Origin of the sequence: Sphingomonas faeni (genome assembly GCF_024273235.1) — a bacterium.
GTDB lineage: Bacteria > Pseudomonadota > Alphaproteobacteria > Sphingomonadales > Sphingomonadaceae > Sphingomonas > Sphingomonas faeni_A.
Map to the genome: position 1 here is coordinate 17,343 of NZ_JANBVH010000022.1, position 15,878 is coordinate 33,220.

The 15,878-nt window shown below is 64.0% G+C and carries 15 protein-coding genes; 7 read left to right on the forward strand and 8 right to left on the reverse strand.

Annotation, left to right across the window (positions count from 1 at the left end; all coding sequences use genetic code 11):
• Nucleotides 1–2: 2 nt before the first annotated feature.
• From NLI89_RS13000 to NLI89_RS13010, 3 genes are read right to left on the reverse strand one after another with little or no spacing between them, the layout of a single operon-like run.
• Nucleotides 3–341 carry an NAD(P) transhydrogenase subunit alpha gene (locus NLI89_RS13000; protein ID WP_254687402.1) on the reverse strand — a complete coding sequence of 113 codons (339 nt, stop codon included), beginning with the start codon at nucleotides 339–341 and terminating at the stop codon, nucleotides 3–5.
• Between the two features lie 13 nt (nucleotides 342–354).
• Entirely contained in the window at nucleotides 355–1,488 is a 1,134-nt protein-coding gene (locus tag NLI89_RS13005) for an NAD(P) transhydrogenase subunit alpha (protein WP_254687403.1), read from the reverse strand.
• A gap of 60 nt (nucleotides 1,489–1,548) precedes the next feature.
• A complete protein-coding gene (locus NLI89_RS13010; protein ID WP_302675769.1) occupies nucleotides 1,549–2,985 on the reverse strand; it encodes an NAD-dependent succinate-semialdehyde dehydrogenase in 1,437 nt (478 codons plus the stop codon).
• Between the two features lie 262 nt (nucleotides 2,986–3,247).
• Between NLI89_RS13010 and NLI89_RS13015 the strand changes: the two genes are divergently transcribed.
• Nucleotides 3,248–3,952, forward strand: coding sequence for an NAD(P)H-dependent oxidoreductase (locus tag NLI89_RS13015; RefSeq protein WP_254687405.1), 705 nt, complete (start codon nucleotides 3,248–3,250; stop codon nucleotides 3,950–3,952).
• On the opposite strand, the gene NLI89_RS13020 is transcribed toward NLI89_RS13015, so the two are convergent.
• Nucleotides 3,943–4,557, reverse strand: a complete 615-nt coding sequence (locus NLI89_RS13020; RefSeq protein WP_254687406.1) for a YoaK family protein — start codon at nucleotides 4,555–4,557, stop codon at nucleotides 3,943–3,945. The two genes, NLI89_RS13015 and NLI89_RS13020, sit on opposite strands and share 10 nt — an antisense overlap.
• Before the next feature lie 98 nt (nucleotides 4,558–4,655).
• Between NLI89_RS13020 and NLI89_RS13025 the strand changes: the two genes are divergently transcribed.
• A complete protein-coding gene (locus tag NLI89_RS13025; RefSeq protein ID WP_254687407.1) occupies nucleotides 4,656–5,330 on the forward strand; it encodes an NAD(P)H-dependent oxidoreductase in 675 nt (224 codons plus the stop codon).
• Between the two features lie 37 nt (nucleotides 5,331–5,367).
• Here the strand turns inward: NLI89_RS13025 and NLI89_RS13030 are convergent, their stop codons facing one another.
• Both NLI89_RS13030 and NLI89_RS13035 read right to left on the reverse strand, forming a co-directional pair.
• Complete coding sequence (locus NLI89_RS13030; protein ID WP_254687408.1) at nucleotides 5,368–6,315, reverse strand: L,D-transpeptidase; 948 nt, start codon at nucleotides 6,313–6,315, stop codon at nucleotides 5,368–5,370.
• A complete protein-coding gene (locus NLI89_RS13035) occupies nucleotides 6,312–6,584 on the reverse strand; it encodes a hypothetical protein (protein ID WP_254687409.1) in 273 nt (90 codons plus the stop codon). The genes NLI89_RS13030 and NLI89_RS13035 overlap by 4 nt, the downstream gene beginning before the upstream one ends.
• A gap of 260 nt (nucleotides 6,585–6,844) precedes the next feature.
• Between NLI89_RS13035 and NLI89_RS13040 the strand changes: the two genes are divergently transcribed.
• The 5 genes from NLI89_RS13040 (at nucleotide 6,845) to NLI89_RS13060 (ending at nucleotide 12,347) form a co-directional block, all read left to right on the forward strand.
• Nucleotides 6,845–7,780, forward strand: coding sequence for a DnaJ C-terminal domain-containing protein (locus NLI89_RS13040; RefSeq protein WP_254687410.1), 936 nt, complete (start codon nucleotides 6,845–6,847; stop codon nucleotides 7,778–7,780).
• Nucleotides 7,777–8,118 carry a chaperone modulator CbpM gene (locus NLI89_RS13045; RefSeq protein WP_254687411.1) on the forward strand — a complete coding sequence of 114 codons (342 nt, stop codon included), beginning with the start codon at nucleotides 7,777–7,779 and terminating at the stop codon, nucleotides 8,116–8,118. Before NLI89_RS13040 ends, NLI89_RS13045 begins: the two co-directional genes overlap by 4 nt.
• Nucleotides 8,119–8,215: 97 nt before the next feature.
• Nucleotides 8,216–8,779, forward strand: coding sequence for a nucleotide exchange factor GrpE (locus NLI89_RS13050; RefSeq protein ID WP_254687412.1), 564 nt, complete (start codon nucleotides 8,216–8,218; stop codon nucleotides 8,777–8,779).
• A gap of 104 nt (nucleotides 8,780–8,883) precedes the next feature.
• On the forward strand, nucleotides 8,884–10,788 hold the full coding sequence (dnaK, locus tag NLI89_RS13055; protein WP_254687413.1) for a molecular chaperone DnaK: 1,905 nt from the start codon (nucleotides 8,884–8,886) through the stop codon (nucleotides 10,786–10,788).
• The gene (locus NLI89_RS13060; protein ID WP_254687414.1) at nucleotides 10,785–12,347 is read left to right on the forward strand and encodes a CYTH and CHAD domain-containing protein; all 1,563 of its coding nucleotides are present in this window, start codon (nucleotides 10,785–10,787) and stop codon (nucleotides 12,345–12,347) included. The genes dnaK and NLI89_RS13060 overlap by 4 nt, the downstream gene beginning before the upstream one ends.
• Nucleotides 12,348–12,432: 85 nt before the next feature.
• Here the strand turns inward: NLI89_RS13060 and NLI89_RS13065 are convergent, their stop codons facing one another.
• Together NLI89_RS13065 and NLI89_RS13070 are read right to left on the reverse strand one after the other, a co-directional pair.
• A complete protein-coding gene (locus NLI89_RS13065; protein WP_254687415.1) occupies nucleotides 12,433–13,488 on the reverse strand; it encodes an acetate/propionate family kinase in 1,056 nt (351 codons plus the stop codon).
• On the reverse strand, nucleotides 13,485–15,875 hold the full coding sequence (locus NLI89_RS13070; protein WP_368077279.1) for a phosphoketolase: 2,391 nt from the start codon (nucleotides 15,873–15,875) through the stop codon (nucleotides 13,485–13,487). Before NLI89_RS13070 ends, NLI89_RS13065 begins: the two co-directional genes overlap by 4 nt.
• Nucleotides 15,876–15,878 lie beyond the last annotated feature (3 nt).

Genomic DNA, 15,878 nt, shown 5'->3' on the forward strand with positions numbered 1-15,878 from the left:
CCTCAGCCCTTCTTGTGATGACGGGGTTTGGCGCGAGCAGGCTTCGCCTCGGCGGTCTGGAACATTGCCAGCATCCGCCGCGTGACCGCAAAGCCGCCCGCGGCATTGCCGGCGCCGAGCAGCACGGCCACGAAGCCGATTGCTTGCTCGGTCGGGGTACGCGCGCCCAGCAAGGTGTAGAGCCCGCCGACCACGACGATACCGTGGACGAAGTTCGAGCCTGACATCAGCGGGGTGTGCAGGATTGCCGGCACATGGCCGATGATTACCCATCCCGCGAATCCAGCGAGTAGGAACACGTAGAGGGCGACGAAGCCCGTCATGCTGATCTGGAAGTCCATCATCATCTCCGGGTCACGCGGCTTTGGCTTTGGGGACTGACGCTGCGGCGGCGTCGCAAAGCTTGCCCGCGTGCGTAAGCGCGGTCTGGCGCAGGACCTCATCGGTCCAGTCGATGCTGACGATGTTGTCCTTCATCATCAGCAGCAGGAGATTGTACTGGTTCTTGGCGTAAAGCTCGCTGGCATCGTCACCGAGCAGCGAGGGGACGTTAAGCGGTGCGACGATCGTGACGCCGCCGACCGTGATCGTCTCGCCCGCTTTCGTGTCTTCGCAATTGCCGCCGCCCTCAGCCGACAAATCGACGATCACCGCGCCGGCTTTCATGCCGGCGACCTGTGCTTTGCTGATCAACTTTGGCGACGCCCGACCGGGGATCGCGGCCGTGGTAATGACGAGGTCCACAGCTTGAATACGCGCCGTGAGCACCGCGGCGACCTTCGCCTGCTCCTCCGCGGTGAGGGCTCGCGCGTATCCCCCCTTGCCGCGGGCATCGACGCCGGTGCGAACGAAGGTCGCGCCCAGCGATAGCGCTTGCTCTTCGGTTTCAGGACGCACGTCATACCCCTCGACCACTGCGCCGAGCCGGTGTGCCGTGGCGATCGCTTCGAGCCCGGCGACACCGAGCCCCATCACGAGCACCTTGGCCGGCCCGATCGTACCGGCGGCCGTCGTGATCTTGGGCAGCACGCGCCCGAGATGCGTGGCGCCGAGCTGGACCGCATAATAGCCCGCGAGCGCCGACTGGCTCGACAGCGCGTCCATGGCCTGCGCACGCGAAATCCGCGGCACGCGCTCCATCGCGAAGCAGGTGATTTTCCGGTCGAGCAGGCGCTGGACCAGCACCGGCTCGTTCTGCGCATAGATGAAGGACACCAGGATCGCGCCCTCCTGCATTGCGTCTATCACCTCGAGCTCCGGGGGCTGGACCGACAGCACGACATCGGCGTCGCGCACCATCGCCGCGCGATCGTCGCAAAACACGACGTCAGTATATGCGCCGTCGGCGAGCTTGATCGCCGCGCCGGCGCCGGTCTCCATGTGGAGCTTGGCGCCGAGCTTGATCAGCTTTGGGGCAACCGAGGGGGTCAGCGCGACGCGACGCTCATGGGCGCGTGTCTCTTTGAGAACGGCGAGGTTCACGTACATTGCGGGTTCCGTGTGGTGGGAGGCCGGGGGCGGGCGGGGACGAGCCCCGCCCGGATTCGCTCAGGCAGGGGCAGCCATCTTCGCGAGGCGCACCAGCTTCTTGTTGACGAACTGCTGGATGCCCATGTCGCCGAGCTCGCGGCCATACCCTGAGTTCTTGATACCGCCGAACGGCAGTTCGGCATCGGTCCAGTCGATGTTGTTGATGAACATCATGCCCGTCTCGACCGCGCTGGCCACGCGGCGGCCGCGCGCCTCGTCCTTGGTCCACACCGACCCGCCGAGCCCGAAGTCGGAATCGTTGGCGAGCGCGATCGCTGCGGCCTCGTCCTTCACGCGGTAGAAGGAGGCGACCGGGCCGAAGAATTCGTCGCGGAAGGCGGGATTGTCGGGCGCGATGTCGGTCAGGATCGTCGGTTGCATGAATGATCCCGGCCGATCGACGCGCTTGCCGCCGATCACCACCTTCGCACCTGCGCTGACGGCGGCGTCGACCTGGCCCAGCAGCTGGACCAGCGCGGCTTCACTGGAGAGCGGCCCGAGCGTGGTCGTCTCGTCGAGTGGGTCGCCCGCCTTGAGTGCTGACAGTGCTGCCTGGAAACGCGCGAGGAACGCATCGGCAACCGAGTCCACGACGATGAAGCGTTTCGCCGCGCAACAGGTCTGGCCGGTATTGTACATCCGGCCCCACACCGCCCAGGGAATCGTGTGGTCGAGATCGGCGTCTTCGAGCACGATGAACGCGTCGCTGCCGCCCAGTTCCATCGACGAGATTTTCAGATTTTTGCCGGCGCGCGCCGCAATGCTCTGTCCGGCAGCGACGCTGCCTGTCAGTGCGACGCCCTTGACGCGGGGATCGTCGATGATCCGGTTCGACTGGTCGTGCGAGATGAGGAGGTTGGTGTACAGCCCCGCCGGGGCGCCCGCATCGAGGAGCAGCTGCTCGAACGCGATGGCGCATCGCGGGACGATCCCGGCATGCTTCACCACCAGCACATTGCCCGCCATCAGATGCGGCCCGGCGATTCGCGCCAGCTGGTAATACGGGAAATTCCACGGCTCGACGCAAAAGATCACGCCAATCGGGCTGCTCTCCATATGCGCTTCGCCCACAGTTGGGTCGAGCTTGACGGGGGCGAGGAAGCGCTCGGCATTCTTGGCGTAATAGGTCAGGATTCGTGCGCTGAACTCCACTTCGCCCCGCGCCTCGGAAATGCGCTTGCCCATCTCGAGCGTCATCGTGTGCGCGAAGGTATCGGCCTGAGCATGGAGCAGCTCGGCGGCCTTTTTGATGATGGTTGCGCGCTCGGGATAGCTCTTCAGGCGCCAGCCCTCGTAGCAGGTCTGCGCCGTCGCGAGCTTCGTCTCAAGCTCCGCGTCGGCAATGTCCGCGAAGCTCTGCAGCGTCTTCCCATCGAACGGATTGAGGCTTTGATAGGTCATGCAAGCTTCCTTCTGGAACCAACCTGGGGCCGCGCCGCAGCACGTCGATCGCATCCTGAAAAATCGGGGCACGCCGGTATGGCGTTGATCGTTCGTCGATTTAGGCTTCTGCGGGGGCCGCGGTGCAGCCTCGGGAACTACCTACAGATCACCTGATCCTCGATCGATGCAGCTCTGAGTGTCGGATGCGTAGTTCCCGAGGCTGAGCACTTCATCCCGGCTCGCCTATCCTGCAGCTTGCAACGGCGATCTGCCGCTCGCGCGAACACGCCGATCTTTGGCGCGGGCGGTGCGACGCAGAGGGTCAGGAGACGACATGACATCCATCGCGCAATTCGCCCCGGCATCGGCAATGCAGCCACTGCCAGAAATCGACCAGCATCCGGAAAGCCGTCACGCCGTAATCGTGTGCAACCCCGACCGGCATAGCTTCGATCATTCGATTGCGCTTCGATATGCCGAAACGGTGCGCGGGGCGGGACACGAGGTCGTGATCCGCGATCTCTATGCGATGGGCTTCGATCCGGTGCTCAAGATTGCCGAGCAACCCTCCAACCAGGCATTCGCACCAGCTCGTGATGTCGCGCGGGAATTACAGGAACTGGCGGGCTGCGAGGTGTTCGTGCTGGTCTATCCGATCTGGTTCGGCACTCCGCCGGCGATGATGAAGGGCTATATTGAGCGCGTGCTTGGAGCTGGTGTCAGGCCGCAGCCGGTACAGCAGGGCAGCCCGACCGCATTGCTCGGCCACAAGACGCTGTTGAGCTTTACGACATCTGCCACCACCAATGTGTGGCTTGACGAGCAGGGCCAGCTGATGGCGCTACGCCAGGTGGTCGATCTGTATCTGGTTCATGCCTTTGGTATGCGGAAGCAGTCGCACGTCAGCTTTGACCATATCACCGAGGACATGAGCGATCATTTCGCTCAGCAATATTTGCTCGAGGTGGAGGAAGAAGCAAAGCGCGTCTGCGTCGACATCGATGCGCTTTCGAATGGGGCCGGCCGCGCTCAGGGATGATCGAGCCGGAGCGCGGCGGCGGACAACGCCAACAACATGATCACGGGCACCCATAACGCTGCAATTCCGACGTAGGGATAGAGTAATGCCCCGGACAAGGCGCCTGTCGCAAGGCTCAGCCATTGCGCGAGATAGGGGAGCCACGCCCAGCGCTCGCCCCCAGCGGCCGCACCGGCGAGCCGCTGGCCGAGCTTGACGAGCGTTCCGGTCATATAGGTCAGACCGATTTGCACGTCGCCGTCGCGTTCGAACACGGCATTCTCGGCACCCATCGCCAGGGCCATCGCGGTGAACGCGAGCGTGCGGCCGCCAACGGTGTGCAACGCGATCGCTGCTGCGAGAAGGGTGGCCACGACGAGCAATACCCAGGTGCGCCGACGGCGACCGGCCATCCGGCTGATCGTGGACCCCAGTACCACTCCGAGGACAAACGTGCCGATCAACCCGATAGCGACCAGTCCGTCGTGCGCGCGGTCCGCAAGGCCAACCCCCATGCGCGTTGTGTTGCCGCTCATGAACGATACAAAGAAACCCCCGAGCGCGAGAAAGCCGACCGCATCGACGAAGCCGGCGACACAGGAGGCGACGCCCGCGAACGCACGCACGCGAGGCGCTAGGCGGTTCAACGGCCAAGGCCTGTACGTAAACTCCACAAGCGCCAGCTCTCGCGTTGCTGGCTATGCCGGTTCATCGGAGATTCTCCATGAACACCGCGCGCCACACCGCCCCGCTTCGCCATGTCGTCGTGCTGGGCCATCCTGCTACCCATAGCTTCAACCGCGCGATTGCCGAGCGCTATTGCGAGGTCGTCCGCGATTGCGGGCAGGAGGTCGTATTGCGCGACCTCTACGCTCTCGACTTCGATCCGCGTCTGCATGCCGACAGACTCCCCGGCCTTCCGACAGATCATCTTTCGGGAGATGTGTCACGCGAGCTCGGGCTTTTGCACGGCGCCGATGTGATCGTGTTCATCTACCCTTTGTGGTTCGGAATGCCGCCGGCGATTATCAAGGGCTATGTCGATCGAGTGCTCGGAGAGGCGCTGACGCCGCGCGATATCAAGAACCACATCCCGGACGCGATTCTCAACCGCAAGCGGTTTGCGACCTTTTCGACGTCGGCCACGACCCGGGCCTGGCTCGAAGAGCAGGGGCAGTGGCAATCGTTGCATCAGGCGTTCGACGCCTATCTCCTGTCGATCTTCGGCATGCGCGATGGCGGCCACACCCATTTCGACGCGATCGTCGATCCGCTCGATCCGCTCTATGCGGCTGAGACGTTGTTTGCCGTCGGAGAGAAAGCCCGTGTCCTGTGCAGCACGGCCTTGGCCGAGCGCCACGCGACCGCTGTGGAAAGTCTGCTCATAGACCGGGGGTAACGAACGACCGATGCCGTGGACCGGCGACCGGCCGCTCTTACGATCCATCGGTCGCGATGACGGTGAGGGGCTCGCCGGTGCCCGCATCCTTCAGCGTGTCGCGTGTGATCAGCAAGGTCGTGCCCGGCGTAAGGACCGTCTCCAACAACGCGCCGAACCCCGGAGGGAGATGTCCTTTGGCCTCGTCCTCCGGCGAAAGATCGGCTGAGGCACCCGGAGCCTGTCCGGGTAATGGCAGGCGAAGCCAGTGCGCGCCGCTGGCATTCTTCGTTCCCAGCGTGAAGGCTTCCGTCACCGTAACTGGGCCGTCGATCGCAATCTCACTGGAGCCGATCTCGACGCCGTTGCGCAGGACGATCAGTCGCCGATCGCGGCCGCTGACGACGATCGACACTGGGCCGGCCGGGGCACGGTCGGGATGCCAGACAAAGGGACTCGCGGTCGCTTCGGGCTTCCCCGAAAGAAGCGGAGGGGCCGCGACAGCGACCGGCACCGCGGCATCGTCAGTGATGACCACGGTCATGCCGAGACGCGTTATTCCATAGAGCAATTTGGCGAAGGCAAGGGGCAGACGGATGCAGCCATGCGACGCCGGAAAGCCCGGAAGATTGCCAGCGTGCATCGCGATACCACCCCAGGTCAGGCGCTGCATGAACGGCATCGGCGCGTCGGAGTAGAGGTTCGACTTATGATCCACCGCTTTTTGCAGCACGGTGAAGACGCCGGTCGGGGTGGCATGGCCGCGGGTGCCGCTCGAAATCGTTGACACGCCGATCGGAACGCCGTTTCGATAGGCATAAGCCCGCTGCGTCTTCAAGCTGACGATGACGGTGACGGGGCCCTCGGGCGCGACCTGGGGTGCCCATAAGAACTCGCCCGGCTTCATGCGTTCGATCTGTCCGTCCACCGCAACGGGCAGGCTCTGCCCGATGGCGGACGTCGTGCTGGCCAGGGCGACGAGTATCGCGACAAGCCGGACGCTCACTGCGGTTGCTGCATCATTGGAGGCAATGCGACGGACGACACGAGGCCGATAATCGTCGACGCCAGCGGCGAGTCCTGTCGGTCCAAGGATATCGACCTAGGAGTCCGCCCCTCACGTGTCTCGATAATTGTCTCGAGGCGTGTTGCATACCGGGCTGCGAGATCCTCGTGGACCGTGCGAGCGCAACAGTCGGCAGCCGCGCGCGCCATGCGCAGCGACTGCACGACGCGCTGCTGCACATACTGGAATTCCGCATTTTCGAGGTACATCATGATTTCCTGGCTCGCCGCCGGGCTCGGCTTACGATCGAGTATGTCGGTAGAGCGGAGGGTGCCGATCGTCTGGCATCGGAAAACACGTACCAGCCGCGCACCTGCGTACTTCCCGATCCTAGGAGGGGCGGGCCGGGGTCCCCTATCGCCATGTCATCGGGACACGCGGGTTCCGCGAGATACTTCTTTTGCGCCGTCATGCGTGTCCCGATCCCGAGAACGGCCCAACCTGAATTAAATGGCAGGGCTCACACAGGATGGATGGCGTGGACGATCCCTATACAACATTGGGCGTCGCGAAGACCGCGAGCCAGGACGAAATCCGGCGCGCCTACCGCAAGCTCGCCAAAAAGCATCACCCCGACCTCAATCCCGGGGACACCAAAGCCGAGGATCACTTCAAGAAAATCTCGGCCGCCAACGGATTGCTGTCCGACGCGGATAAACGGGGCCGTTTCGATCGTGGGGAGATCGACGCGGGGGGCCAGGAACGTGCCGCGCAACCTTCCTATCGTGAGCACGCCCAAGGCGATTCCGGACGGCGTTATAGCCGGGCCGAAGCCCCCGGACAGGGATGGGACGGACAGGATTTCAGCGACATTTTCGGCACGATGTTCAGCCAGGGACGACGCTCCGGAGCCGACCATCGTGCCCGCGGCGACGACGAGCGCTATTCACTCACGACGAGCTTCCTGGATGCCGTCAATGGCGCGACCCGGCGCCTGACGCTTCCGGATGGCCGCACGCTCGACGTGAAGATTCCCGCCGGTGCCGTCGATGGTGTCGTCATGCGGCTTAAGGGGCAGGGCGGGCGGGGCCTGAACGACGGACCTGCAGGCGACGCGATGATCGAGATCCACGTCGCGCCACATCCGTTCTTCGAGCGGCTCGGCCAGGACATTCGCCTCGTTCTGCCGGTGACGCTATCCGAAGCGGTGCTCGGCGCCGCGGTCGAGGTGCGCACCCCAAGGGGTAAGGTTTCGATGCGGATCCCCGCGGGCTCGGACTCCGGGACCGAGCTGCGTCTGCGCGGCCGCGGCGTGCCCTCTACCAAGAACCAGGAGGCTGGCGACCTCTACGCGACCTTGCGGATCTTTGTCGGCCCGCCCGACCCGGCGCTTGCCGACTTCCTTCGGACCTGGTCGCCGGAAACGCCCGTCGATCCGCGCCGCTTTATGGAGGACACGCCATGATCAGCTTCGACGTCCTGATCGCCCGCACCGCAGGGCTTTGCCCCGTCGATCTTCACCGCTGGATTTCGAACAAGTGGGTTCGGCCGGACGGAGATGCCGGCCACTATGCCTTTCACGAAATCGATGTCGCACGCGTCAGGCTCATCTTCGAACTGCGCGACGATCTCGACGTCAACGAAGCGGCTTTGCCGGTCGTCCTGTCACTGCTCGATCAGCTCTACGACGCCCGGCGTCGGATGCGCGAGCTCGGCGACGCGCTCGGCGACCTCGCACCCGCACCACTGCGACAGGCGCTGATCGACCGGCTTTCCGGACCAAATGCCGGCTCGAATGCGTAGTTTCCGAGGCTGACGAGCGCGCCAAAACGCCGCCTATGATCTGCCCCGGAGCGGCGCGTTCGATCTGCCGCATGCACCCCTTTTGAAAAGCAGCGCCATGAACCCGACGAGCGATCCTCTTCACCCCGGCAACCTGCCGGAGGCCGACGATGGCCCGGACGCCGCTGCGCCAGAGAGCGCTTTTACCGAGATGCGCGATCGCTGGATGCGATCGCAGGCCGAGATCGCCAACGTCCGGACCCGCGCGCGGCGCGACGTCGACGACGCTCGCCAGTTCGCGGTGCAGAAATTCGCGACCGATGTCGTCGAGGCCGCCGAGAACTTGCATCGCGGTTTGGAAGGCCTGCCGGCTGCGTCCGCGCATGAATCCGAGAACATGACCGGGATTCGGCGCGGGCTGCTCGAGATCGAGCGGGGCTTTATCGGCGTTCTCGAACGCAACGGGGTCAAGCGCGACGATCCGGCGGGATCGTTATTCGATCCCAATCTGCATCAGGCAATGTCCGAGCAAGAGGCGGTGGGGGTTAAGCCCGGCACGATCCTCCAGACCCTGGCGCCGACCTGGACGCTGAACGGAAGGCTGCTGCGACCGGCGATGGTCATTGTCGCCAAGGCAGCCTCCGCGCCGCCGCCCGCCACACCACGGCGTCCGGCGCACTAGACCTACCACCGGAAGGGTCTGTCGGTCGATCGCATCAGACCCCTGTCTCCCAATGAACCGCAAATGCCCGAGAGCCGATGCGCTTCCCACCCAAGGATAAGATCATGAGCAAAGTTATCGGCATCGACCTCGGCACCACCAACAGCTGCATTGCGATCATGGACGGCAAAGACGTACGCGTGATCGAAAATGCTGAAGGCGCACGCACCACGCCGAGCATCGTCGCCTTCGCCGACAAGGGCGAGCGTCTCGTCGGCCAGGCCGCCAAACGCCAGTCGATCACCAATCCCACCAACACCATCTACGCGGTCAAGCGGCTGATGGGTCGTCGCTATAACGATCCGGTCGCCACCAAGGACCAGGGCCTGGTGCCATTTTCGATCGTCGAAGGCGATAACGGCGATGCGTGGGTCGAAGCGCGTGGCAAGAAATACCCGCCCTCGCAAATCAGCGCCTTCATCCTCGGCAAAATGAAGGACACCGCCGAGGCGTTCCTGGGCGAGACGGTCACCCAAGCGGTGATCACCGTCCCGGCCTATTTCAACGACGCGCAGCGGCAGGCAACCAAGGATGCCGGCCGGATCGCCGGTCTCGACGTGCTGCGGATCATCAACGAGCCGACGGCGGCGGCGCTGGCTTATGGCCTCGACAAGAAAGCGGAAGGGCGGATCGCCGTCTATGACCTCGGCGGCGGGACATTCGATATCTCGATCCTGGAGATCGGCGATGGTGTCTTCGAGGTGAAGAGCACCAATGGCGACACCTTCCTCGGCGGCGAGGATTTCGACGCCCGCGTGATCGATTTTCTGGCGTCCGAGTTCCAGCGCGAGCAGGGCATCGATCTGCGCACCGACAAGCTCGCGCTGCAGCGGCTCAAGGAAGCCGCCGAGAAAGCCAAGATCGAGCTGTCGTCGGCCAAGGAGACCGAGATCAACCTGCCGTTCATCACGGCCGATGCGGCGGGGCCGAAGCATCTCCTCATCAAGATCACCCGCGCCAAGCTCGAGAACCTCGTCGACGACCTGATCGCGCGCACGATGGAGCCCTGCAAAGCGGCGCTGAAGGATGCCGGGCTGACAGCGGCCGACATCGACGAAGTCGTGCTGGTCGGCGGCATGACGCGCATGCCCAAGGTCATCGAGGTGGTTCGCCAGTTCTTCGGCAAGGAGCCTGCTCGCAACGTCAATCCCGACGAGGTCGTCGCGATCGGCGCGGCGGTGCAGGGCGCGGTCCTGAGCGGCGACGTCACGGACGTGCTGCTGCTCGACGTGACGCCGCTTAGTCTCGGCATCGAGACGCTCGGCGGCGTCTTTACCCGACTGATCGACCGCAATACGACGATTCCGAGCAAGAAGAGTCAAACCTTCTCGACCGCGGACGAAAACCAGAGCGCTGTCACCATCAAGGTCTATCAGGGCGAGCGCGAGATGGCCGTCGACAACAAGCCGCTCGGCAATTTCGACCTGACCGGCATCAACCCGGCGCCGCGCGGCGTGCCGCAAATCGAAGTGACGTTCGACATCGATGCAAACGGCATCGTCTCGGTTCAGGCGCGAGACAAGGCGACCGGCAAGGAGCAGCAGATCAAGATCCAGGCCAATGGTGGGCTGGGCGACGCGGATATCGAGAAGATGGTCCGTGAAGCCGAGACCAACGCCGCCTCCGATAAGGTCCGGCGCGAATTCGTCGAGGCCAAGAATATCGCGGACAGCGCAACGCATGCGCTAGAACGCACGCTGGCCGAGCATGGCGAGAAGATCGGCGAGCCGCATAAAGCTGAAGCGCAGACTGCGCTGGCCGTCGTCCGGGCCGCAGTCGATACGGGCAATCACGCGGACCTGGTCAAGGCGACCGAAGGCCTTGGGAAGGTGGCGGCAACGATCGCAGACGCTGTGCAAAAGGCTCAGGCCGGAGCCCCGAGTGCCGCGAGCGGGTCGCCTGGCAAGACGGACGAGCATATCGTGGATGCTGAATTCGAGGACGTCGGCAACGAGAAGACAGACGCATGAGCAAGGCGGCCGCTGGACGCCGCTATCACGCGGAGCGCCGGCGGCCGACACAGGATCCACAGGAAGTCGAACTCAAGTTCCAGCTGTCGGCGGACGATCGTATCGTCATCGAGGCGAGCAATGCTTTGTCGGCGCTGGAACCGACCGAGGTGCATCAGATCACCACTTATTTCGACACGCCGAAAGGCGTGCTCGATGCCGCTGGGATCACCCTGCGCGTTCGAACTGTTGGTGGAATATTCATCCAGACCGTCAAGTCGCGCGACCAGGGGACCTGCTTGGCCAGCATCCGCGGCGAGTGGGAATGCGAGATTGCAAGCCCCGCGCCCGATCTCTCGCGGCTCGGCGAGGTGCCGCAGCTGGCCGAGATGGTCGAATACCTGGCCGGTGGGTTGAATCCGATGTTCGTGACCGACGTCCAGCGCACGATCCGCACCGCCACGCTTGGCAGCGGATGCGTGGTCGAAGTCGCGATCGACACAGGCAAGATCGAGGCCGGCAGCCGATCGGAGCCCATTTTCGAGATTGAGCTGGAACTGAAAGCGGGTCCGCCTGGGCCGATGTACGTCTTCGCCCGCATCCTGCAGTCGGCAGCGCCGATGTGGATCTCCACTGAGAGCAAAGCGACGCGCGGCTGGCGGCTCAGAACCGGCCAGACCGCCGCCATCCGGCTTGCAACCGCCCCGCTGCTCGATCCAGACGCCGACGCGACGCAGGGCTTCCGTCACATCCTCCACGCGGCGATGGGGCATCTCACAGCCAATATCGGGCCGACATTGCGCGGCGATCCCGAAGGCCTGCATCAGATGCGGATCGCGCTGCGCGCGGCGCGCGCGACACTACAACTTTTCGCACCCGCGCTCGACCGTGCGATGGTGGCCCAGTTCGATGACAGCTTGCAGGCGGTCTGCCGCACATTCGGGATAGCGCGCGACTGGGATGTTTTCTGCCTCGAGACGCTTCCCGAGGCAACGCGCGCCTTACCGAGCGCGCGTTTGGGGGACTTGGTGCCAGTGGCGGAGGATCGCCGCGAGCAGTCGCACCGCAACGTCAATGAAATCGTTCGCGGCCCGCACTTTACCGCGATGCTACTCGCGCTGGCGACTTGGGCCGAACCGACTTCTGGAAGCGATCGCGGCGATGCCGTCGCTCCCGCCGGCCGCAATCTCGGGCCGCTTGCGCCGGAGCTGCTCGCCCGAGTCGCCGCGAAAACGCGGAAGCGCGGCCGGAAGGTCACTCGGCTTTCGCCGGAGCGACTTCATCGCTTCCGCAAAGCGCTCGACAGGCTGTGCAGCGATTGCACGGCCTTGGCCGCGCTGTTCCCGAACCACCGGGAAACCGTCTATCATGCCCGGTGTGTCGCGCTGCAGGGCATTCTCGGCGCAGCCAACGATGCGGTCGTGGCGCAGGCAATTGCGCGCAGGTTGAGCGTTCGACCAGATCTCATGGCCCCGGTGGAGGCGCTGCTCGATTGGAGCAAGGCACGCCGGGCGGCAGCGCTGACCGGCCTACAGTCGGCGACACATGCTTTTCGGTCGGGCGCGCCCTTTTGGAGCTGAGCGCATAGCGTTCGCTTCCGCCCTCTGCGGCGGAACCGGGCCTCCTACGCAATCGCTCCGGATCGTGTCGGCGCGCGACGCCGATCTACGCCAAAATATCGACGCAGTGGCGAGCAATTTGCGCATTCTCTTTGGCAGGAATTACGCGAACCCCGAAATCGCCCACCCATTTCAAACGCGCGCAGATTGCTGCCCTTACGTCCGCGTCATGTTCGCCGATTCCCCCAGTGAAAACGAGCAAGTCGATCCCATCAAGCGCTGCGATCAGGCCGGCGATCTGCTTACTCGCCGAATAGCAGAACATATCGATAGCAAGCCGGGCGTCCGCCTCCCCGCTCGCTTTATCCTCGAGCACGCGCATGTCGCCAGAGACGCCGGATATACCGCGCAGCCCCGACTGCTGGTCGATCATCTTCTCGAGTGCCGAGGCATCCAGCCTCTTCTCGCGCAGGAGATAGAGCAGAACGCCCGGGTCGAGATCGCCGCTACGCGTCCCCATGATCACTCCGCCCGACGGCGTCAGCCCCATGCTCGTGTCGATCGACCGCCCGCCCTTTATGGCAGTGATGCTCGCACCGTTGCCGAGATGGGCGAGGATCACGCGGTCGGGCAGATCCTGCGCCAGCACCTGGACCGCGGATTCACACGACAGGCCATGAAATCCGTAGCGGCGAACGCCTTCAGTCCGTAGCGCGCGCGGAACCGGCAGGGTATAAGCGACCTCCGGAAGCGTCGCGTGGAACGCCGTGTCGAAACAGGCGACCTGCGGCAGCGCCGGATAATGCGCGATCGCCTGGTGGATCAGCCCCAGCGATGCCGGATCGTGGAGCGGCGCGAAAACCGCTGCCGCTTCGAGATGTTGCAGCACGGCTGGGCCGATCCGGCAATGTTCGGTCAGGTTTGGGCCGCCATGGACGATCCGGTGCCCGATCGCGGTCGGTGCGGGCAGGGCATTTTTACCAAGAAGACGGTCGATCCGCTCGAAAGGATTTTCGTCCTGCGGACTGGTTTCGATGTCGTCGGTCAGCAGCTCGGACAGATGGGATGCCCCGACCTCGTACAGGCCAATCTTCAGCGAAGACGAGCCGCTGTTAAGCACCAACACGATGCTAGGCACCTCGACGGCCGGCCGCGCTTTCACTCCCGCACTTCCCACTTCCAGTTGCGGACCTCGGGCAGATCTTCGCCATGCGCGTCGATATAACGATTATGCTCGACCAATTTGTCGCGCATCTGCTGCTTCAGATAGGCGCCCTTGCTGCCGAGCGCGGGCAGCGCGTCGATCGCGTCCTGGACAAGATGGAAGCGGTCGATCCCGTTCTGGACGCGCATGTCGAAGGGTGTCGTGATCGTGCCCTCTTCCTGATAGCCGCGCACCTGCAGGTTGCGATTGGCACGGTGGTAAGTCAGCCGCTGCACGAGCCCAGGATAACCATGGAACGCAAAGACGATCGGTGTGTCGCGGGTGAACAGCGAGTCATAGTCGGCGTCGCTCAGGCCATGGGGATGCTCAGCACACGGCTGGAGCCGCATGAGGTCGACGATGTTGACGACGCGCACGCGCACCTCGGGCAGATGCTCGCGCAGGATCGAGACCGCGGCCAGCACCTCCAGCGTCGGCGTGTCGCCACAGCATGCCATGATCACATCGGGTTCGCCGCCCTGGTCGTTGCTTGCCCACTGCCAGATGCCGATCCCCTGCGTGCAGTGCGCGATCGCCTGGTCCATCGTCAGCCATTGCGGCAGCGCATGCTTGCCGGCGATGACGACGTTCACATATTGCCGGCTGCGCAGGCAGTGATCGACCACCGACAACAGGCAGTTGGCATCCGGCGGGAGATAGGCGCGCACGATATCGGCCTTCTTGTTGATGACATGGTCGAGGAACCCCGGATCCTGGTGCGTGAAGCCGTTATGGTCCTGCTGCCAGACGTGCGACGACAGAATGTAGTTGAGCGAAGCGACGTCGCGCCGCCAGGGCAGTTCGGAGGTGACCTTGAGCCACTTCGCATGCTGGCTGAACATCGAATCGACGATGCGGATAAAGGCTTCGTAGCTGTCGAACAGGCCGTGCCGTCCGGTCAGCAGATAGCCTTCGAGCCAGCCCTGGCACTGGTGCTCGCTGAGCATGCCGTCGAGCACCCGACCGGAGGGGGCGAGCGACTCATCGCCCGGTATGACTTCGGCATCCCACTGGCGGTCGGTCACCTCGAACACGCCGCTGAGCATGTTCGAAAGTGTCTCGTCGGGCCCGAAGACGCGGAAATTGCGCTCTTCCTGGTTAAGGCTGACAACGTCACGCAAAAAGTAGCCGAGCACGCGCATGTCCTGCGCCTCGCGCGATCCCGGCGCTTCGATCGTGAAGGCATGGTCGCGGAAGTCCGGCATGCGCAGGTCGCGCAGCAGCATACCGCCATTTGCGTGGGGGTTGGAACCCATCCGCCGATCACCCTTGGGCGCAAGCGCGGCCAGCTCGGGGATCAGCCCGCCGGCGTCGTCAAACAGCTCCTCGGCGCGGTAGCTCTTCATCCATTCTTCGAGCAGCACGACGTTTTCCGGGTGCGCCGGGTCGACGATCAACGGCACCTGGTGCGAGCGGAAAGTGCCTTCGACCGGCAGTCCGTCGACGGTTTTCGGTCCGGTCCAGCCTTTGGGCGAGCGCAGCACGATCATTGGCCAATGAGGGCGCTCGCTAAGGCCCTTGCCGCGCGCCTCTGCCTGAATGGCATGGATCTGCGCAATGGCCTGATCGGTAGCAGCGGCCATCTGCCGGTGCATCGTCATCGGATCCGAGCCCTCGACGAAGATCGGATCCCATCCGCATCCCCGGAAGAACTGCTCAAGTTCATAATGCGGGATCCGCGCCAGTACGGTCGGGCTGCTGATCTTGTAGCCGTTGAGATGCAGGATCGGCAGAACGACTCCGTCGCCCACGGGATCGAGGAACTTGTTCGAATGCCAAGCGGTCGCCAGCGGCCCGGTCTCGGCTTCGCCGTCGCCGACCACGCACGCGACGATCAGGTCGGGATTGTCGAACACCGCCCCGAACGCGTGGGAAAGCGAATAGCCAAGCTCGCCGCCCTCGTGGATCGACCCTGGCGTCGAGGGTGCGACATGGCTGGAGATACCGCCCGGGAAGGAGAATTGGGTAAATAACCTTTTGAGCCCGGCCATGTCCTGGCTAATGTTCGGATACACCTCGCTATACGAGCCCTCGAGATAAGTCTGGCCGACGATCGCCGGGCCGCCATGCCCAGGGCCCGCGACATAGAGCATGTTCAGGTCATGCTCGACGATCACCCGATTGAGATGGGTGTAGATGAAATTCTGGCCCGGGCTCGTGCCCCAATGGCCGACCACCAATGGTTTCACATGGGCGAGCGTCAGCGGCTCGCGCAGCATCGGATTGTCATAGAGATAGAGCTGTCCGACCGAGATATAGTTCGAGGCGCGCCAATAGGCGTCTAGCCGGCCTAGCTCGCTTTCCGTCAGGCCCTTGGGCTGTGGTCGTGCTACCATCGCGTCCATCGG